The sequence below is a fragment of the Pigmentiphaga sp. genome (assembly GCF_033795525.1).
In the GTDB taxonomy this organism is placed as follows: domain Bacteria; phylum Pseudomonadota; class Gammaproteobacteria; order Burkholderiales; family Burkholderiaceae_B; genus Pigmentiphaga.
On the sequence record NZ_JARYGM010000003.1, the window covers coordinates 491,169 to 509,135 of the forward strand.

At 66.3% G+C, this 17,967-nt stretch carries 18 protein-coding genes; 8 read left to right on the forward strand and 10 right to left on the reverse strand.

Features of this window, described 5'->3' with window-relative positions; all coding sequences use genetic code 11:
* Positions 1 to 85 precede the first annotated feature (85 nt).
* A complete protein-coding gene (locus QHC78_RS10865) occupies positions 86 to 1,009 on the reverse strand; it encodes a LysR family transcriptional regulator (RefSeq protein WP_319744325.1) in 924 nt (307 codons plus the stop codon).
* A 145-nt stretch (positions 1,010 to 1,154) separates the two neighbouring features.
* Here QHC78_RS10865 and QHC78_RS10870 point away from each other — a divergent pair, with 145 nt between their 5' ends.
* The 4 genes from QHC78_RS10870 to QHC78_RS10885 all read left to right on the forward strand — a co-directional run bounded on the left by QHC78_RS10870 (position 1,155) and on the right by QHC78_RS10885 (position 5,495).
* A complete protein-coding gene (locus tag QHC78_RS10870; RefSeq protein ID WP_319744327.1) occupies positions 1,155 to 2,156 on the forward strand; it encodes a dihydrodipicolinate synthase family protein in 1,002 nt (333 codons plus the stop codon).
* A gap of 22 nt (positions 2,157 to 2,178) precedes the next feature.
* The gene (locus tag QHC78_RS10875) at positions 2,179 to 3,144 is read left to right on the forward strand and encodes a Bug family tripartite tricarboxylate transporter substrate binding protein (protein WP_319744329.1); all 966 of its coding nucleotides are present in this window, start codon (positions 2,179 to 2,181) and stop codon (positions 3,142 to 3,144) included.
* 81 nt (positions 3,145 to 3,225) lie between these two features.
* Positions 3,226 to 4,560 carry an NTP/NDP exchange transporter gene (locus QHC78_RS10880; RefSeq protein ID WP_319744331.1) on the forward strand — a complete coding sequence of 445 codons (1,335 nt, stop codon included), beginning with the start codon at positions 3,226 to 3,228 and terminating at the stop codon, positions 4,558 to 4,560.
* A complete protein-coding gene (locus tag QHC78_RS10885) occupies positions 4,557 to 5,495 on the forward strand; it encodes an aldo/keto reductase (protein ID WP_319744333.1) in 939 nt (312 codons plus the stop codon). Before QHC78_RS10880 ends, QHC78_RS10885 begins: the two co-directional genes overlap by 4 nt.
* Positions 5,496 to 5,519: 24 nt before the next feature.
* On the opposite strand, the gene QHC78_RS10890 is transcribed toward QHC78_RS10885, so the two are convergent.
* Positions 5,520 to 6,116, reverse strand: a complete 597-nt coding sequence (locus QHC78_RS10890) for a flavin reductase family protein (protein WP_319744335.1) — start codon at positions 6,114 to 6,116, stop codon at positions 5,520 to 5,522.
* Between the two features lie 194 nt (positions 6,117 to 6,310).
* Between QHC78_RS10890 and QHC78_RS10895 the strand changes: the two genes are divergently transcribed.
* The 3 genes from QHC78_RS10895 (at position 6,311) to QHC78_RS10905 (ending at position 9,876) form a co-directional block, all read left to right on the forward strand.
* Positions 6,311 to 7,777 carry an NfeD family protein gene (locus tag QHC78_RS10895; RefSeq protein ID WP_319744337.1) on the forward strand — a complete coding sequence of 489 codons (1,467 nt, stop codon included), beginning with the start codon at positions 6,311 to 6,313 and terminating at the stop codon, positions 7,775 to 7,777.
* An 80-nt stretch (positions 7,778 to 7,857) separates the two neighbouring features.
* Positions 7,858 to 8,604, forward strand: a complete 747-nt coding sequence (locus QHC78_RS10900) for a slipin family protein (RefSeq protein ID WP_413816458.1) — start codon at positions 7,858 to 7,860, stop codon at positions 8,602 to 8,604.
* A gap of 126 nt (positions 8,605 to 8,730) precedes the next feature.
* A complete protein-coding gene (locus tag QHC78_RS10905; protein WP_319744341.1) occupies positions 8,731 to 9,876 on the forward strand; it encodes a winged helix-turn-helix domain-containing protein in 1,146 nt (381 codons plus the stop codon).
* A 27-nt stretch (positions 9,877 to 9,903) separates the two neighbouring features.
* On the opposite strand, the gene QHC78_RS10910 is transcribed toward QHC78_RS10905, so the two are convergent.
* Genes QHC78_RS10910 through QHC78_RS10935 form a run of 6 tightly spaced genes read right to left on the reverse strand, consistent with a single transcriptional unit; the run spans position 9,904 to position 14,713 of the window.
* Positions 9,904 to 11,064, reverse strand: coding sequence for an acetyl-CoA acetyltransferase (locus QHC78_RS10910; protein WP_319744343.1), 1,161 nt, complete (start codon positions 11,062 to 11,064; stop codon positions 9,904 to 9,906).
* On the reverse strand, positions 11,061 to 11,453 hold the full coding sequence (locus tag QHC78_RS10915; protein WP_319744345.1) for a Zn-ribbon domain-containing OB-fold protein: 393 nt from the start codon (positions 11,451 to 11,453) through the stop codon (positions 11,061 to 11,063). The genes QHC78_RS10910 and QHC78_RS10915 overlap by 4 nt, the downstream gene beginning before the upstream one ends.
* A gap of 33 nt (positions 11,454 to 11,486) precedes the next feature.
* Positions 11,487 to 12,746, reverse strand: coding sequence for a CaiB/BaiF CoA transferase family protein (locus tag QHC78_RS10920; protein ID WP_319744347.1), 1,260 nt, complete (start codon positions 12,744 to 12,746; stop codon positions 11,487 to 11,489).
* A gap of 7 nt (positions 12,747 to 12,753) precedes the next feature.
* Positions 12,754 to 13,731: a Bug family tripartite tricarboxylate transporter substrate binding protein gene (locus QHC78_RS10925; RefSeq protein ID WP_319744350.1), complete on the reverse strand. Its 978-nt coding sequence runs from the start codon at positions 13,729 to 13,731 to the stop codon at positions 12,754 to 12,756.
* Between the two features lie 34 nt (positions 13,732 to 13,765).
* Complete coding sequence (locus QHC78_RS10930) at positions 13,766 to 14,215, reverse strand: MaoC family dehydratase (RefSeq protein ID WP_319744352.1); 450 nt, start codon at positions 14,213 to 14,215, stop codon at positions 13,766 to 13,768.
* A 21-nt stretch (positions 14,216 to 14,236) separates the two neighbouring features.
* Entirely contained in the window at positions 14,237 to 14,713 is a 477-nt protein-coding gene (locus tag QHC78_RS10935; protein WP_319744353.1) for a MaoC family dehydratase, read from the reverse strand.
* Positions 14,714 to 14,841: 128 nt separating this feature from the next.
* Here QHC78_RS10935 and QHC78_RS10940 point away from each other — a divergent pair, with 128 nt between their 5' ends.
* Positions 14,842 to 15,606, forward strand: coding sequence for an IclR family transcriptional regulator domain-containing protein (locus tag QHC78_RS10940; protein WP_319744355.1), 765 nt, complete (start codon positions 14,842 to 14,844; stop codon positions 15,604 to 15,606).
* Positions 15,607 to 15,639: 33 nt separating this feature from the next.
* Here QHC78_RS10940 and QHC78_RS10945 read toward each other — a convergent pair whose 3' ends face one another.
* The gene (locus QHC78_RS10945; protein WP_319744357.1) at positions 15,640 to 16,890 is read right to left on the reverse strand and encodes an FAD-dependent monooxygenase; all 1,251 of its coding nucleotides are present in this window, start codon (positions 16,888 to 16,890) and stop codon (positions 15,640 to 15,642) included.
* 25 nt (positions 16,891 to 16,915) lie between these two features.
* Complete coding sequence (locus QHC78_RS10950; RefSeq protein ID WP_319744359.1) at positions 16,916 to 17,896, reverse strand: tripartite tricarboxylate transporter substrate binding protein; 981 nt, start codon at positions 17,894 to 17,896, stop codon at positions 16,916 to 16,918.
* Between the last annotated feature and the right edge of the window lie 71 nt (positions 17,897 to 17,967).

Consider the following 17,967-nt stretch of genomic DNA (forward strand, 5'->3'; position numbering starts at 1 on the left):
GATGGAATGCCCCGGGCCTCGGCCCGCGGCGCGGGCAATGATAGCCCACGGGCGCTGGCGAAAAACCGGTGGGCAAGGCGTGGAATCAAAACATTTGTTCACCACGCTCGCGGATCACTTCCCCCAGCGCATTGCGGAAGATATCCAATGCCGCCGGCTGCGGCCGGCCGCGGCGGCTGATCAAATGGAAGTCCAGCGACAGCACCGGCTGATTCAGCAATGCAATGGATACGCCGGAATCCGACGAAGCGGGCACGACAAAAGAGGGAAGAATCGTCGGCCCCACGCCGGCGGCGGCCATGCCCAGCAAGGACTCCAGGTTATTGAAGGCAAAGCCTGGTTCGCCGCGCTTTCCCGCACGGTGCTTGCACTTGGCGATCAACTGCTGCAGCTCGGATCCGTGCCCCAGCTCCACGAACGGCACATCGGGCAGATCGCGCCAGGCGACGGACCCCGGGGTGCGGCGCCCGCGGAACAGCACCGGCGCCTTGCGCGATTCGACATAGATGAAATCGAACTTGAACAGCGGTTCGCGCACCAGTTCGGCCAGCCGCTTGGCGAAGATGCCGAGTCCGCAATCGACCATGCCGTTGCGCACCAGGTTCTCGACCTCGGGCTTGGGCGCGTCGATCAGGTGGATGGAGATGGTGGGATGGCTTTCCCGCAGCCGCATGTAGACCTCGGGCATGACGCTGGCGGAAAACATGGGGGTGGCGGCGACATGAAGCGTGCGGCGTTGCTCAACGGAGGCCTGGCTCAATGCAGGCGCGAGGCTGTCGAGCTCTTCAACGATGCGCCGGGCGCGAGCCAGCAGCTGCCGGCCCGCGCCCGTCAGTTCGACGGACCGCGTGGTGCGCTCGAACAGCTGGCAGGCAAGCTGGCTTTCCAGCTCACGCATCATGAGGCTCAAACCCGGCTGACTGATATGCAGCTGCTGCGCCGCCCGCGTGAAGCTGCGCGCGGAGGCGAGCGTGAGAAAGGCACGCAGGCTTCGGGTCGATAAATTCATAAAGCAAAAAAATAAATCGATTCAGGACATATATTAGACAAATTAAATGCCGATTCCTAGAATGCTCTTCCGGGTACGTTGTGCGCGTCACCCGCATCCTTCGGCGCCTGCCCGGCGCCCGCCAACCACCCACAAGGAAGAGACTATGGAAATCGTCAATCGCGATGGCCGCGATATCGCTCGCCGTCTGTATACCGCGCTGGTCCTGCCTCTGGACGACCGGCTGCAGGTCGACGAGGCCGGACTGCGCAAGCTGGTCCGCTACTACACCGATCACGCCGGCTTTGCCCGGCACGGCGGGTTGATCGCCAACCCCGAGGCCGGCGAGGCCTTCTACCTGACGCGGGAAGAAAAGCGGCGTGTGCTGGAAATCGTGCTGGAGGAGGCTCACGGCCGCATGCCGGTGCTGGCGGGCACGTTCGCATGGACCACCCACGAGACGGTAGAGCTGGCGGCCGAAGCCAAGGCCATGGGCGCAGACGGCCTGTTCGTCGTGCCGCCCGCCGGCTCGATGGACGTGTCCATCGCCTGGGATTCGGTGCGTTATCCGGAGGTATGGCTGGACCAGATCAAGGGCCAGGACCGTGTGGCGGACCTGCCGATCTTTACCCATCCCGTCACCAACGCGTCGCAGCCGTGGGGCATTGGCCTGCCTCTGGAGCCCACCCTGAAGTTCTGCCGCGAAGTACCCAATATCGTTGGCTGGAAGATGACCTACGCCTATCCCGGCCATCGCATTCTGGCCCGCGCAATGCGCGAGCACGCGCCGCACGTGGCGCTGCTGTGCTCGAGCGCGCATTTTTTCCACGAATACCAGTCGGTCGGTAATTTCGACGGCACCATCAGCGGCTCGTGGAACTACGCGCTCGAACCGATGTTCGAGCATATCGAGGCGTTCCGCCGCAACGACTTCCTGACGGCGCGCCGTATCTGGGACGATGGCATGGCACGGCTGCACGAGTACATCTATTCCGAGCCCGGCCGCCTGCATGTCCGCTACAAGATTGCCGCCTGGCTGCGAGGCTTGGTCTCGTCGCCCCGCATGAGGCCGCCTATGCCGGCAGCGCGCCCCGAGGAGATCGCCCGCATCCGGAGCCTGATGCAGGCCACCGGCCTGCCTATCGTCGAAGCGCGCCCAGCTGCGTGACCACCCCCCAAGAGGAGACACCGTGAAGATCACTAGATATGTTGCCGCCGCTCTGGTCAGCGTACTGGCTTGCCTGCCGGCCTGGGCCGATGAATTTCCCAGCCGCCCCATACGGCTTGTGGTGCCGTTTCCCCCGGGCGGATCCACCGACGTGGGCGCCCGTATCGTGGCGGCCAAGCTCAGCGAGACCCTGGGGCAAACCGTATTCGTGGACAACCGTCCGGGTGCCGGTACGACCATAGGCGCGGCCTATGTGGCCGCCGCGCCCGCGGATGGATACACGCTGTATGTGACCGGTCCCGTGACCCACGTCACCTCGCAAGCGCTCTACAAGAACCTCCGGTACGACGCGCTCAAGAGTTTCGCGCCGGTGGGCATGATGACGACATCTCCGTTCATCGTCGTCGTGCATCCCAGTTCCCCGGCGAAGACCTTGCGTCAACTGCTGGAGGCAGCGCGGGCGCGGCCCGGGCGCCTTACCTACGCGTCCAGCGGGAATGGCGCCGCCCCGCATCTGGCGACGGAGATCATTGCCCGCGCCACCGGCACCGAATTCGTTCATGTTCCATTCCGGGGCGTCGGTCCGGCGCTGGTGGCCTTGATGGGCGAGCAAGTCGATTTCATGATCGCCGACGTCGGCGTCGTGCCGCAGTTGCGCGATGGAAGATTGCGGGCGCTCGCGCTGACCACCGCCAAGGAATCGGCTCTGGTGCCCGGCGTGCCGTCGCTGGCCGCCGCCGGCGTGGAGGGCGTGGACATCCCCAGCGCATTGGCGGTACTGGCGCCCGCCGGCACCCCGTCGCCGGTGATCTCCCGTCTCAATGCAGCCTTGAACGGCGCGCTGGCGGATCCGGAGGTCAAGCAGAAGTTCGCGCTGCAAGGCTTCGAAACCGCGCCCGGTACGCCACAGGCCCTGGCGGATTTCCTTGCCTCGGAAGCACGGCGCTATACCCGCATCATCCGCGAGGCCGGGATTACCATCGACTGAGCCACGGGGCACGCGATATGCTTGTCCTGCCGCCGCCCAGGTGTCCTGGCGCGGACCTGGGCGCCGCAACGGACTGGACGCATGAGATTCGCCCCCTCCTCGCTGTTCAACGTACGACGCGACGAAGTGCTGCCCGTCGCGGTGGCGGTCGGCTTCTTCTTTTGCGTCCTGACGGCGCTGATGATCCTGCGGCCGGCACGGGAAGCTCTCGGCATGCGCGGCGGACTGGATGCCGTGCGCTGGCTGTTTGTCGGCACGGCGCTGGTGACGCTGCTGGTCAACCCGGTGTTCGGTCTGCTCGTGAGCCGGCTCAGGCGCATGCAGTTCATCGCGGCAACCTATTTGTTCTTCGCCCTCGGCCTGGTGGGGTTCTACCTGCTGATCGTCTGGGCGCCCGCGGCTGTCGGCGTGGCCAGCGGTCAGGTGTTCTATGTGTGGTTCAGCGTGTTCAACCTCTTCGCCACCATGGTGTTCTGGGCGCTGATGTCGGATCGTTTCGCGCTGGAGCAGAGCAAGCGGTTCTTCGGCCTGATCTCGGTAGGCGGCACGCTGGGGGCGATATTCGGCCCCTGGCTGGCCTCGGTGCTGGCGCGACCGCTCGGCACGGCGGGCCTGCTGCTGGTTGCGGCGGGCTTCCTGCTGGCCGCGCTGGCCCTGGGCGCGGCCATCGTCCGCATACAGCCGGAAGCCGACCCTCGCGCCGTCCAGGCCCGCAACCGGGAACGCATTGGCGGCAGCGCATGGGAAGGCGCCAAGGCGGTTTTCCGCTCGCGCTATCTCGCGGCTATTGCCAGCTATGTCGTCGTTCTGGCCATCATGGCGACCTTCCTGTATTTCACACGCCTGCAAATGGTCGCGGCGCTGGGCCAGGAACTCGACACGCGGACGGCGCTGTTCGCCCGCATCGACATGCTGACGCAGATTGCCACGCTGGTGATCCAGCTGCTGGTGGCCGGCCACCTGATGAAGCGGCTCGGCGTCGCGCTGACGCTGGCCTTGCTTCCACTGACCACGCTGCTGGGGTTCCTGGGACTGGCCATCGTCGGTTCGCTGGCGGCGCTGATCGCTTTCGAGGCGGCGTTCAGGGCGGTCCAGCGCGCGATCATGCGGCCCGCCCGGGAAACGTTGTTCACCGTCCTCTCGCGCGAGGACAAGTACAAGTCCAAGGCCTTCATCGATACCTTTGTCTATCGTTTCGGCGACGTGGCCGGCGCCCAGTTGGAGGGAATGCTGGGGCGGCTGGCCATGGGTCTTGCCGCGGTCGCCGGCGTGGCCGTGCCGCTCTCCATCGCGTGGGCCGGACTGGCCTGGTGGCTGGGGCGTGCGCAGCAGCGGATTGCCATGGCCGACGCACCGGCGGGGCCGCCGGCCGTAACGCGCGCTTTCAATGCTGTGCAGGAAGGAGGCGAACCATGATTTCACGTCGCAATTACCTGAAACTGAGCTTGGCCGCAGGCGCCGCGGCGGCGCTGGACCCCGCGCTGCTGTGGGCCGCCAGCCCTTCCGGACCGCTCATCACGCGCGCCATTCCAAAATCGGGAGAGCGCCTGCCGGTGGTCGGCCTGGGCAGCTCCGCCACTTTTTCGCGCGCCGCCGGCGACGACCAGCGGCAACGGCTGCACGAAGTCTTCGCCGCCCTGCTGGAGAACGGCGGAACGGTCTTCGATACGGCCCCCGCCTATGGCGCATCGGAAGAAGTCGCCGGGCGCATCGTCCGGGACGCCGGCATGGCGGACAAGGTGTTCTGGGCGACCAAGCTCAATGTGGCGCAGGACGGCAAGGCAGACGCTGGCAAGGCGCGCGCGCAGATCGAGGCGTCGTTCCGGCACATAGGCAAGCCGGTGATCGATCTGATCCAGGTCCACAACATGGGCGACGTGCCCGTGCAGTTCGGCCTGCTCAAGGCACTGCGCGACCAGAAGCGCATACGCTATGCCGGCCTCACGACCACGTTCCCGCGGCAATATGACATGCTGGAACAGGCCATGCGGTCGGAACCCCTGGACTTCATCGGCGTGGACTACGCGATCGACAATCGCGTCATGGAGGAACGCATCCTGCCGCTGGCTGCCGATCGCGGCATCGCCGTGCTTGCCTACGCGCCCTTCGGCCGCACCCGGCTGTGGGAGAAAGTGAAGGGCCATGACGTACCTCCCTGGGCGGCCGAGGTCGGGATCCGGTCATGGGCGCAGTTCTTCCTCAAGTTCGTGGTTTCGCATCCCGCGGTAACGTGCGCCACGCCGGCCACCAGCCGGCCCGTCAACGTCATCGACAATCTGGGCGCGGCGCGCGGCGCCTTGCCTGACCAGGCGCTGCGCGAACGCATGGCGCGGCACATCGAAAGTCTTTGACCGGCCGGCAGCGCCGCGACGCCCTCATTCCGCGATCTCGCCCGCCAGCGGGCGGGCCTGGATCACGTTGCCCGCGCACGCGAAATTGCCGGCGCCAAGGTGATGAAGGGTATGAAGATCGGCATTGTCGCCGCGCAAGGACCAGCGCCCCTGCTCGAAGATGCGGGGATCCGCCGCGGCCGAAACGACCTCGCCGAAGCAGGTGTCATACGCGTCTTCGGTATGCGGCTCCCGAATGAGCCGGCATTCCAGCCAGGCCACGCACCCCGCCTCGATCAATGGCAGACCCAGCACCGGACCCGCCATGGCGGCGATGCCGAACCGGGCGAACTTGTCGATATCCCGGCCGCTGGTGCTGCCGACCGCATAGGTGAGATCGGCGGCGGCCGCGCCCGGCACACAAACACCGAAGCTTCCGCTGGCGCTTGCCAGTTCGCGCGTATAGGTCCGTTTATCGATGACGATGGCAATGCGGGGCGGGGTGAACTCGACCGGCATGGACCATGCCGCCGCCATGACATTGCGCGACGCACCGTGCGCGCTCGTCACGAGGACCGTGGGGCCATGGTTGATGAGGCGGCTCGCATGTTCCAGCGCAACGGGGCTGAAGTGGCTATTCATGTTTCCGGGCTTGGATGCAGAAGGGGTTGCTGCTATTTTAGAGAGAAGCCCGCCCGGCGGCGGTGCCGCGCTTTGCCCGCACCCGCCGTAATTGCGCGCCGGCAGGAACGTGGCTTGCTGGCGGTAGCCGCCGTGCCAGGCCCCGGCACGGCGGCGGCTTTTGCCGCCTCGCCGTGGTCGAACAAGGAGACGCCATGCCTTTGCAGGACGCTCCCTACCGATGCAGCCCGCCGCGCTGGTGGCGCGCCCTGCGGTACCTGGCGGCTGTGGCCGTGGCTGGCGCCGCCCTGCTGCCGGCATATTCCCAGGCGGCCGCGCCCGCTGAACGCAGCGTCGTCCTGCTGGACATCCAAGGGGCCATCGGGCCCGCTACGACCGGCTACTTGCGCCACGGCTTCGAGACCGCTTCCCGGCAGAATGCGCAGGCCATCGTCCTGCGCATCGACACGCCCGGCGGGCTCGCCTCTTCCATGCGGGACATCATTCGCCTGATGCTGGCGTCGCCGATCCCGGTTCTGGCCTATGTCGCGCCCAGCGGCGCGCAGGCGGCCAGTGCCGGGACCTACCTGCTCTATGCCAGCCATCTTGCCGCCATGGCGCCGGGTACCAATACCGGCGCGGCCACGCCGGTAAACATGGGCGGCTCGCCGGGGGACAGCCCGCCCACGGGCGCTCCCGACGGCAAAAACGGCAAGGAAGACCGGGCCGCCGAGGAGGGCAAGAAGGCGCAGGAACGGCCCGCAGCCGGGCAGAAACCCGCTCCGGCTCAAGCTGCGGAGAGGAAGGCCATCAACGACGCGGTCGCTTTCATCCGCAGCCTGGCGGAAATGCGGGGCCGCAACGCCGAGTGGGCCGAAGAGGCGGTTCGCAGCGCCGCCAGCATCTCGGCCCAGGCCGCGCTCGAACAGCGGGTGATCGAGATCGTCTCGCCCGACCTGGCCGATTTGCTCGGTCAAGCCGATGGCAGGCAGGTAGAGGTCAACGGGCAGGCCATGGAACTGGAAACGCGCGGCGCGCAGGTCGTTGCGGTCGAGCCTGACTGGCGTACCCGCTTCCTGGCCGTCATCACCAACCCCAACATTGCCTACATCCTGATGTTGCTGGGCATCTACGGCATTATCTTCGAGCTGATGAGCCCGGGCAGCATCTTTCCCGGTGTGCTGGGTGCCGTCGCGCTTGTGACCGGCCTTTTCGCGCTGAACCTGCTGCCCATCAGCTATGCCGGCATCGGTCTGGTCCTGCTGGGCATCGTGCTGATGGGCGCCGAGGCCTTCACGCCCACCTTCGGCCTGCTGGGCATAGGCGGGGCGGTCATTTTCGCGCTGGGATCGCTGTTCATGTTCGACGGCGACATTCCCGGTTTCCAGCTGTCCCTGCCGCTCATCGTCGCCGCGGCCGTTGCCAGCGGCGTGCTGATGGCGGTGGTGCTGGCCTCGGTCGTGCGCAGCCGCAAACGGGCCGTGGTCACCGGCGGGGAAACCTTGATCGGCAGGACCGGCACGGTACTGTCGTGGTCAGGCGACGCCGGCCTCGTGCGGATACACGGCGAAAGCTGGCATGCCCGCAGCGACGACCCGCTGGCTCCCGGCGCAAGCGTACAGGTCGCCGGCCGGCAGGGCCTGACCCTGATCGTACGAGCCCACGAACCAACAACGACATGAGATAAGGAGCACGCACCATGGTGATAGCCATCGTCCCCTACATCGTCCTCGCGGTCCTGATCGTAGCCGTACTGTTGTCGATGATCCGCATCCTGCGCGAATACGAGCGGGGTGTCGTCTTTACGCTGGGACGCTACTCCGGTGTCAAGGGGCCGGGGCTCATCATCCTCATCCCCTTCATTCAGCAATTGGTGAGGGTGGACTTGCGCACGGTAGTGCTCGACATCCCTAGCCAGGACATCATCTCGCACGACAACGTGTCGGTGAAGGTCAACGCCGTCCTGTACTTTCGCGTCGTCGACCCGGACAAGGCGGTGATCCAGGTGGAGCGCTACATGGAAGCGACCAGCCAGCTGGCGCAGACGACGCTGCGTTCGGTGCTGGGCAAGCACGACCTGGACGAAATGCTGGCCGAGCGCGACAAGCTCAATGCCGACCTGCAGGAGATCCTGGACCGGCAGACCGAGGACTGGGGCATCAAAGTGGCCAACGTCGAGATCAAGCACGTGGATATCGACGAGAGCATGGTGCGCGCCATTGCCCGGCAGGCCGAGGCCGAACGCAACCGGCGCGCCCGCATCATCAATGCCGAGGGCGAACAGCAGGCCGCGCAGCGCCTGGTCGAGGCCGCCAACACGCTATCGGCCGCGCCGGAGGCCATGCAGCTGCGTTTTCTTTCGACCTTGTACGACATCAGCAACGACCGGTCGTCCACCATCGTGTTTCCGGTACCCATCGACATGCTGCGCCATATTTTCGATGCGCGACCCGGACGGCCGGAGGCCCGGGCGCAGGCGCCGGCCGCGCCAGGAACGGCTCCGTCCTGACCGCCGCGGTGCGGCTCGGCCGGAATCATGGTGTAGAGTTCTTTCCCCGACGACTTGCAACGCCGCCGCGTTCGACGGGCGGACCGGCCATGCCGGCATGCGCCCGGGCGGCGGCGCCCGGACAACATGCCGCCTGCTTCCCATGCTCTATCCCCATCCCAGGCCCGCGCCATCTGGCTGCGCGCCCAGCGACTGGATGCAGCCGCGCCCTTCGGGGCGGGCCCTGATGCGGTCAGGCGCGCCGTCGAACATCTGGGCTACGTGCAGATCGACACCATCCATGTGATCGAGCGCTGCCATCACCACATTCTCTACACCCGCATTCCCGCGTACCGGCGCACCGACCTGGAACAGGCGCAGTCCGGGGACAAGACGGTATTCGAGTACTGGACGCATGCCTTGGCCTACGTACCCACCGCGGACTACCGGCAATTCGTTGCCGCCATGGACCGCCGGCGCGCGCAGCCCGGACCGTGGATTTCAGGCGTTCCCGAACAGGATTATGCCGCCTTGCTGCGCCGCATCCGCAACGAAGGCCCGCTGTCCATCCGCGACATCGACGACGACGTCCTCGTGGAAAAGACCCACCCCTGGGCCAGCCGCAAGCCATCGAAGCGGGCGCTCAGGCTGGGTTTCTTCGTCGGCGACCTGGCCGTCAGCAAGCGTACGGGGATGCTCAAGACCTACGATCTTGCGCGCCGCCACTTCGGCTGGCAGCGGCGGCCCCGGCCGGTCGGCGAGGAGCAGTCCGCCCGCTACCTGTTGCAGCGCGCGCTGCGTTCGCAAGGCATGGTGAGCCTGGAATCGGCCTGCTACGGCGATGCAGCGGCCAAGCCGGGCGTGCGGGCCGTGATCGACGCGATGGTGAAAAAGAAGCAGCTCGTGCCCGTACATATCGACGGGTTGGCCAAGGCGCAGCATTGGATCGCACCCGCGGACCTGGAAGCCTCCGGACAGCCGGCTGCCCCCGCTCCGGTCCATATCCTCTCGCCTTTCGACCCGCTCATCATCCAGCGCAAGCGCCTGCAGGCATTTTTCGGCTATGAGCATCGCTTCGAGGCCTATGTGCCGGCGGACAAGCGCGTACTGGGCTACTTCGCCCTGCCGGTCCTGGTCGGCGATGTCATCGTCGCGGCGCTGGACCTGAAAATGGACCGCAAGGCCGGCCGCCTGCTGGTCCAGAAGTGGACCTGGGTGGCCAAGGCGCGGCCGGCGTGGAAGGCCGCCATCGAAGAAGCGCTGGATCGTTTCGAACAGTTCCAGCGCAGCTGAGGTCCGCGCGGCAAGCCGTTGCGGTGGCTAGACCGTCGCCGCGCTCCCCAGGATCACCGTGCTCTGGCTCGACAAGGTGCCGCCGTTGCCATGCGCAATCGCCGTCTCGCAATCGGCGACCTGGCGCTGCCCCGCCTCGCCACGGATCTGACGTACCGCCTCCATCAGCACGAACACGCCATACATGCCAGGATGGCAGTACGACAGGCCGCCGCCGCTGGTGTTCACCGGCAGGCTGCCGCCCGGCGCGATGGCGCCGTCCGCCACGAAGCGTCCCGCCTCGCCCTTGGGACAGAAGCCCAGGTCTTCCAGGAACAGGAGCGTGGTGATGGTGAAGGCGTCGTACACCTCGACCACGTCGATCTCGCGGGGGCCGAGCCCGGCCATGGCATAGGCGGCCGCGCCGGATTGCACCGCGCCCGTGACGGTCAGGTCGGGCATGCTGCTGATATGGAGGTGGCTGAGATGCTCGCCCACACCCAGCACGTAGGCCGGCGGTTTGCGTAGCGTGGCAGCGTGCGCGGCCGAGGTCATGATGAGGGCGCCGCCGCCATCGGTGACGAGGCAGCAGTCGCGTACCGTCAACGGATGGCTGACCATGCGCGACTGCAGCACCTCCTCCACGGTAAGCGGCGTTTTTTCCCAGGCTGCCGGGTTGCGCAAGGCCCACTGCCTGGTCGCGACGGCCACCTGGGCCAGCTGCTCGCGCGTGGTGCCGTACTGGTACATGTGGCGCGACGCGGCAAGCGCATACGAACTGGCGGTGTAGATAGGGCGGTACGGCGCCTCGTACGGATTCACGTCGGGGGCGGCCACATTGGAGCGGCCGGCGCTGCGCTGGGTGCTGCCATAGGCAATCAACGCAACCTTGCACAGCCCCGCCTGGATGGCCATCTGCGCATGCGCCACCATGGACATGAAGCTGCAGCCGCCGATATTGGTGCCGTCGTGATAGCGCGGGACAATGCCGAGATACTCGCACAAAGCCAGCGTCGGCATGCGGCTTTGCGAGGTGGTGGCGAACACACCGTCGATGTCGCGCAGCGACAGTCCGCAATCCTGCAGGGCCCGGTGCGTGGCCTGGCCCATCAAGTCCAGCGGCGACAGGCCCGCCGCTACCTGCCCCAGATCGGACTCGGCCACGCCTACGATGGCGCAGGCGCCCCGTTGCAAGCCTTGCTGCGTCATGCGGCCTCCGGGCGAAATATGGGATAGGGGGGCTGGCCGTCGCCGGGCTGGTGCGCCTCGGCGCGCACACGCATGCCGATGCGAACCTCGTCGGGCGGCACGCCGTCGACCCGGCTCATCAGGCGAAAGCCTTCGTCCATGTCGACCAGTACCACGTTGTACGGGTCTTCGCCGCGCGGGCTGATCACGGTGACGGCATATACCGTACCGGTGCCCGCGCTGACGCGCCATTGCAGGTCGGGATTGCCGCTGCCCGGCCCGATCACCCGCGGGTGGAAGACGGGGCGGTTGCGCGCGGCATCGTATTGGTAGGCCAGTTCGCCGCGCGCCAGGTAGTCGCGAAAGACGGCCAGCGGCGAAGCGGGGGCGGGAGAAGTATCGCGGGTCATGGGTATGGATCCGAAGTGGGACGGGCCGCCGGTTCAGACAATGCCGTCCCGGCGATAGGCGTCGATCTCTCCGTCGCTGCAGCCCAGCACATCGCGCAGGACCGCATCGGTGGAATCGCCCAGCGTGGGGGGTGGCCGGTCGTATACCGGAGGGGTCTCGCGCAGCCGCAACGGGCTGGCAATGGTGGAAACCATGCCGCCGCCGGGACGCGGAACATCGACCCGCAAACCGCGATGGCGCACTTGCGGGTCTTCGAACACCTGCGCGTAATCATTGATGGGTCCGCACGGCACGCCGTGGGCCTCCAGCCGTTCGATCCACTCGGCGCGCTTGCGGCCCAGCATGGTGCGCGCGAGTTCGGGCACGAGTTCCTGCCGCCCCACGATACGGCCGGTGACTTTCTTCCATCGCGCATCCTCGGCCAGGTCGGGCCGTTCGATGGCCGCGCAGTACTGCTGCCACTGCTTGTCGTTGCCCACGGCCACCACGATTTCCCCATCGGCCACGGCGAATACCTGGTAGGGAACCAAGCTGGCGTGCGCATTGCCGTAGCGGTGCGGCACCTTGCCGCTGGCAAAGTAACCGGTGACCTGGTTGCCGCCCAGCGCGACGATGCAGTCGAGCAAGGCCATGTCGATGTACTGGCCCCGGCCCGACACCGTGCGATGCTGCAGCGCCGACAGGATGGCGATGGTGGCGTACATGCCGGTGATCACGTCGGCGATCGCAATGCCGACCTTCTGCGGCCCGCCGCCGGGCAGCGCGTCGTTTTCGCCGGTAATGCTCATCAAGCCGCCCACCGCCTGGAAAACGAAGTCGTAGCCGGGCTTGTGCGCACTCGGACCGTCCTGCCCATAACCGGTGATCGAGCAATAGACCAGCCCGGGGTTCACCGCCGACAGACTGTCGTAGTCCAAGCCGTAGCGCTTGAGGTCGCCGATCTTGTAGTTTTCGATGACGACGTCGCTCTTGGCAGCCAGCCGCCGCACCAGCGCCTGGCCGGCCTCGCTCGCGATATCGACGGTGATGGACTTCTTGCCGCGGTTGGCAGCCGCGTAATAGGTGGAGTCGCTCGTGTCGTGGCCTTCGGCGTCGCGCACCCAGGGTGGCCCCCAGGCCCGCGTGTCGTCGCCGGTGCCGGGACGTTCGACCTTGATGACCTCTGCGCCCATGTCGGCCAGGTTCTGCGTACACCAGGGCCCGGCCAGGATGCGCGACAGATCGAGGACGCGGATATGGGACAGCGCGCCGGATTGGCCGCGCGCGGCGGCCGGGAAATGCTCGTTGGACATGGAGGAATCAGTCGATCTTGATGTTGGCGTCGGCAATGACTTTGGACCATTTGGTGATTTCGGCATCGACGAACGCGGCGAATTCCGGCTGCGTCATGGTGCCGGCCTCGGCGCCTTGCGCCGCGAACTCCTTGCGTACGGTGGGACTGGCCAGGGCCCTGAGCACGTCGGCCGACAGCTTGCGCGTCAGATCGGGTGCCATGCGGCCCGGGGCGTACAAGCCGAACCAGGCCGTGGACTCGAAGCCCCTGACCCCCGCCTCGTGGATGGTCGGTACGTCGGGCAACGCGGGCGAGCGCTTGAGCGAGGTGACCCCCAGCGCGCGCAGGCGCCCGGACTTGATGTGCTGCAAGACCCCCGGCACGGAATCGAACATCACCGGGATCTGCCCGCCCAGCAGGTCGTTCAGGGCCGGCGCGGCGCCCTTGTAGGGGATGTGCACCATTTCTATGCCGGCCATGGACTTGAACAATTCGCCGGACAGGTGATTGGCGCCGCCCGTGCCGGCCGAGCCGAAGTCCACTTTGCCCGGGCGCTGCTTGGCGTAGTCGATCAGTTCCTTCACGCTGCGAGGCGGAAAGCCCTGATTCACCACCAGCACGTTGGGCACCGCGGCGACCTGCGCGACCGGCGTGAAATCCGTGCGCGTGTTGTAGCGCAGGTTCTTGTACAGGCCCGGGTTGATGACATGGTGCGTAGCGGTCAGCATCAGCGTATAGCCGTCCGGCTGCATGCCGGCGAGCTGCTCGGAAAAAATCGTGCCGCTGGCGCCGGCACGGTTCTCCACCACCACCGCCTGGCCCCACATCTTCTGCAGTTCCGCGCCCAGCTGGCGGGCAAGGATATCGGTCGTGCCGCCAGGGGGAAACGGCACGACGATCCTCACCGGCTGGGCGGGAAAGGACTGCGCGGAAGAATAGGCGGGAAGCACGCCTCCCGCTGCGCATGCCAGCATGGCAAGCGCGCGTCTGGTTGGTATCGTCATGTCGTCTCCTGTCGTTGTAATGGCGGACGGTCGCTCAGGCCGCTTCCATTCCATGCGGGAACTCGACCATGGCTTCTCCGAGGGCCACGACTTCGCCGCGCTGGTTGGCGACCTGCACCTGCAGCGTGACCCAGCGGCTCTTCTTGGTGACCTGCACCGCGGAAATCGTGGCGCTGGGCGTGATGGTGTCGCCCGGCTTGACCGGGATCTTCCAGCGCGTCTCGAGCCGGCGCTGCAGACCGCCGCGCGGATAGAGCCAATCGGTCAGCATCTTGGTGATGACGCCGAAGTTGTTCATGCCGTGCATGATGATTCCGCCGAAATTGGTCCGGCCGAAGTTGCCCTTCATGTACTCGTCGTCCCAGTGCAGCGGGTTGTAGTCGAGCGAGGCTTCGCAGAAATCACGGATGGTTTCGCGGGTGGGGGAAAACGGCGTGCCCTCGATCTTCTGACCGGGCTTCAAGGTGTCGAATGCATTGCTCATGATTGATCTCTGTTTTCCAGTTCAGAAGGGGCGGATGGTCCAGCCCCGGCCGGAGCAGATGACTTCGTCGTGCTGGTTGAAGAACACGTTGTCGTGCACCACGAACAGACGTTCCTTCTTGATGAACTTGTCCAGCGCGCGGGCCTGCAAGCGGATGGTGTCGCCCGGCCGGGCCGGCACGTTGTAGCTCCAGGACTGGCCGGCATTGACGGTACCGGGGCTGCGCATCCAGTCGTCGGCGGGCGTGCACGCGAACATCAGCAGGATGTGGATGGCGGGCGGCGCGATCAGGCCCTTGTACGGCGTTTTCTTGGCGTACTCTTCGTCGAAGTACAGCGGGTGCATGTCGCCGACCACCCGGCAATACTTCTGGATCGCTTCCAGGGTCAGGGTGTAGGGGATGGTCTTGCGCGGTTCGCCGGGAATGATCTGGTCCCAGGTCTTGCGCAATTCCGCATCTTTCCAGAAATCGGTTTCGAAATTTGTCTCGGTTGCCATGGCTATCCGTGAATGAAGTTGATTCCGCCGTCACGCTTTGCTAGAATGACCGCTTAGCGGATATTTATGTCCGCTGTATGATCATTATTTGGAATTCCGGCCTGCGCTGTCAAGGCCGGGGAGGATGCATGGCGACCCCTGAAAGCGAATCCTTCGTTCGTACCTTCGCCCGCGGCCTGGCCGTCATCGAAGCCATGGGCGACGGCCCGTACCGGAAGAACCTGGCGGAAATCGCCGAAGCGGTGGAACTGCCCCGTACCGCCGTGCGGCGCTTCCTGCTGACGCTGATCGAGCTGTCGTTCGTGCAGACCGACGGCAAGCGCTACTGGCTCACGCCCCGCGTGCTGCGGCTGGGGCTGTCCTATCTCAACAGCCTGCCGTACTGGCGCCAGGCGCAGCTGAGCCTGGAAGAACTGTGTGCGCGCATCAAGCAGTCGTGCGCGCTATCGGTGCTCGATGGCGAGCACATCGTCTACATCCAGCGCCAGCACTCCAAGCGCATCCTGCCCATGAGCCCGTCGCTGGGCAGCCGCCTGCCTGCCCATGCGGTGTCCATGGGCCGCGTCATGCTGGCCGGGTTGCCCGACGAAGAACTCGACCACTACCTGCAGACCGCCACGCTCAAGCCGCTCACCAGTGCCACCGTGGTCGATCCCGGCGTACTGCGCGAGCGCATCCTCCAGGCACGCAAGCAAGGCTATGCATGGATAGACAGCGAGCTCGACGAGTCCATTTGCGGACTGGCCGTACCGGTGCGCGACCAGGAAGGCAACACCATCGCCGCCATCAACGTCAGCCTGCCGACCGGCCAAGTGACGCAGGAAGAAGCCGTAAAGCTGTACTTGGCCGAGCTGCGGCAGGCGGCATCACAGTTGCGCGCGGCGACTCTCTAGCCGTTCGCTTCCGGGCATGGCCGTCGCGGCGGATTAACGCGGCGGGACGGCCATGCCCGGGTCGCGCGCCACGCTCCACGATGGCCGCTCGTTCAGTGCCGCCACATCGAAACCGGCCAGTTTCCTGTACGACTGCTCCACCCGCTCCAGCTCCGCCGCGGCCGAGGCATGGTCGCTCGCCCGTGCCAGCGTGCTGACGCGTTTCATGACGTCCCCCGCCATGCTGCGATTGGCCAGCTGCACGGCACCTACCGTTTCGCGGCGCAGCTGCTCGTAGGCGGCCAGTGCGGCGTCGCGGTCCGGCTGCGTGGCCAACTGGTAGGCCAGGACCCGGGCGTCGATAATGGCCTGCGACGCGCCGTTGGAACCGAACGGATACATGGCATGCGCCGCATCGCCCAGCAGCGTGACCGGGCCGAACGTCCAGCGCGGCAGCGGGTCGATATCGGCCATGGGATATTCATAGGCGGCCGGGGACCGGCGCACCAGCGCCGGAATATCGAGCCAGTCGAAATCCCAGTGGCTGACATAGCCCGCCACCGTTTCCGGGGCGACCGGACGATTCCAATTGCCGAGCTCGCCCGCGCCCTCGGGACCGGTAGGCCGCACGATCAACCAGTTGAGCATCCCCGGGCCGATGGGATAGACCACGCAGCGCAAGTGCTCGTCGCCGACAATGACCATGGCGCGGCCGCCGCGGAAAGGCTGGCCTTCGGCCGTTCCCCGGAACATGGTCCAGCCGTTGGTGGCGAGCGGCGCCTGCTGGCCATAGAGCGCGCCACGCACGGCCGAACGTATGCCATCGGCGCCTATCAGCACATCGGCCTCGCAGGTCGAGGTCGCGCCATCGTGGCCGACTGTCCGTACCGTCGCGCGCTCGGTGTCGTAGTGGACCTCTTGCACGCGCTGGCCGGCGATCACGGCTTGCGGCCCCAGACGGGAACGCACGGCATCCAGCAGCAGATCCTGCAGCTTGCCTCGATGCACGGAGTACTGCGGCCATCGATAGCCGGCCTCGAGGCCGCGCGCCTCAGCGTTGATGAGCCGCCCGGCGCTGTCGATGTACGCCAGTTCGGCGGTCGGAATGCCGAATGCGGCCACGCCTTCGTGCAGGCCCAGTTCGTCGAGCTCGCGCACGGCATGCGGCGGCAGATTGATGCCTACGCCCAATTGCTGGATGTGGCGGGCTGCCTCCAACACGGTCACGTCGGAAAAACCTGCCGCGTGGAGGCTGAGGGCCGCCGTCAACCCGCCTATGCCGGCGCCCGCAATAACAATCTTCATGACTATCCTCGCTGCATGCGTCGGGTCATTGCTGGCGCATCAGCTTGGCCTGCTCCACCAGGGCCCGTTCGGACACGTAGTACTCCGCCGCGAACCGCCCATATTCGGCAGGCGGGCTGAACCAGTAGGTCTGCCCCAGCCGTTCCAGCAGCTTGGCATATTCCGGATCATCGACCGCCTTCTTGAATGCGGCGGCCAGCCGGTCGACCACGGCGGGCGGCATGCCGCGCGGACCGATCAGGCCGTACGGAGCCGAATTCGCGACGCCATAACCCAGGCTCTTGGCCGTGGGCACGCCAGGCAGCCATGCCGGCGGTTCGGCATCGAACGACATGAGCAAACGCAGCGCGCCGGATTGCACGTGGGGCAGCAGGCTTCCCACCGCATCGACCGCGGCCACCGTCTGGCCACCCAGCAAACTGACTGCCGCTTCGCTGCTGCTCTTGTAGCCCACATGGGTCAGTTCCACGCCGGCGTTGGCCGCGAAGGCCTCGGTCAGCAAATGCATGCTGGTCCCCGCGCCGGCGGTCGCCACCGATACGCGGCCCGGGTTGGCCTTGGCAAAGTTCACCAGGTCGGCCGCCGTTTTATATGGAGAGTCGGCCTTGACCGCCAGCACGAAGGTATAGCCGCCCAGGCCGGCTATCCAGGTGAAGTCCCGGATCGGATCCCAATCCACCTTCTGCATATAGGGCACGCGGAACATGCCGGCCGTCGCCGCGGCAATGGTGTAGCCATCGGGCTTGTCCTGCCTGGCCATGGTCGATGCGGCCAGAGTGGCGCCGACGCCGGGCTTGTTCTCGACGATGATGGGCTGGCCCAGATCCTTGGCGGCGAGCTCGGCCAGCTTGCGGAACGTCAGGTCCGTCGGGCCGCCCGGCCCGAAGCCCACCAGCAGGCGGATGGGACGTTGGGGATAATCGCCGGCCGCCGCGACCAGCTGCGGCGTGAACAGCAACACCAGACTCAGGACCCATGCCCAGAGTCCGCGCAACCCTCGCTTCATGTGGGTCTCCTCGCTTTTTATGATGACCGCTTAGCGGTTATTAATAACCGCTATGTGTTCATATTGAGCGA

Bases quoted from the DNA above. Each gene is read 5' to 3' on its own strand.
- QHC78_RS10865 (WP_319744325.1), bottom strand. From the start codon at position 1,009: ATGAATTTATCGACCCGAAGCCTGCGTGCCTTTCTCACGCTCGCCTCC.
- QHC78_RS10890 (WP_319744335.1), bottom strand. From the start codon at position 6,116: ATGAATAGCCACTTCAGCCCCGTTGCGCTGGAACATGCGAGCCGCCTC.
- QHC78_RS10945 (WP_319744357.1), bottom strand. From the start codon at position 16,890: ATGAAGATTGTTATTGCGGGCGCCGGCATAGGCGGGTTGACGGCGGCC.
- QHC78_RS10915 (WP_319744345.1), bottom strand. From the start codon at position 11,453: ATGACCCGCGATACTTCTCCCGCCCCCGCTTCGCCGCTGGCCGTCTTT.
- QHC78_RS10885 (WP_319744333.1), top strand. From the start codon at position 4,557: ATGATTTCACGTCGCAATTACCTGAAACTGAGCTTGGCCGCAGGCGCC.
- QHC78_RS10935 (WP_319744353.1), bottom strand. From the start codon at position 14,713: ATGGCAACCGAGACAAATTTCGAAACCGATTTCTGGAAAGATGCGGAA.
- QHC78_RS10905 (WP_319744341.1), top strand. From the start codon at position 8,731: ATGCCGCCTGCTTCCCATGCTCTATCCCCATCCCAGGCCCGCGCCATC.
- QHC78_RS10880 (WP_319744331.1), top strand. From the start codon at position 3,226: ATGAGATTCGCCCCCTCCTCGCTGTTCAACGTACGACGCGACGAAGTG.
- QHC78_RS10950 (WP_319744359.1), bottom strand. From the start codon at position 17,896: ATGAAGCGAGGGTTGCGCGGACTCTGGGCATGGGTCCTGAGTCTGGTG.
- QHC78_RS10930 (WP_319744352.1), bottom strand. From the start codon at position 14,215: ATGAGCAATGCATTCGACACCTTGAAGCCCGGTCAGAAGATCGAGGGC.
- QHC78_RS10940 (WP_319744355.1), top strand. From the start codon at position 14,842: ATGGCGACCCCTGAAAGCGAATCCTTCGTTCGTACCTTCGCCCGCGGC.
- QHC78_RS10870 (WP_319744327.1), top strand. From the start codon at position 1,155: ATGGAAATCGTCAATCGCGATGGCCGCGATATCGCTCGCCGTCTGTAT.
- QHC78_RS10925 (WP_319744350.1), bottom strand. From the start codon at position 13,731: ATGACGATACCAACCAGACGCGCGCTTGCCATGCTGGCATGCGCAGCG.
- QHC78_RS10910 (WP_319744343.1), bottom strand. From the start codon at position 11,064: ATGACGCAGCAAGGCTTGCAACGGGGCGCCTGCGCCATCGTAGGCGTG.
- QHC78_RS10920 (WP_319744347.1), bottom strand. From the start codon at position 12,746: ATGTCCAACGAGCATTTCCCGGCCGCCGCGCGCGGCCAATCCGGCGCG.
- QHC78_RS10895 (WP_319744337.1), top strand. From the start codon at position 6,311: ATGCCTTTGCAGGACGCTCCCTACCGATGCAGCCCGCCGCGCTGGTGG.
- QHC78_RS10900 (WP_413816458.1), top strand. From the start codon at position 7,858: ATGATCCGCATCCTGCGCGAATACGAGCGGGGTGTCGTCTTTACGCTG.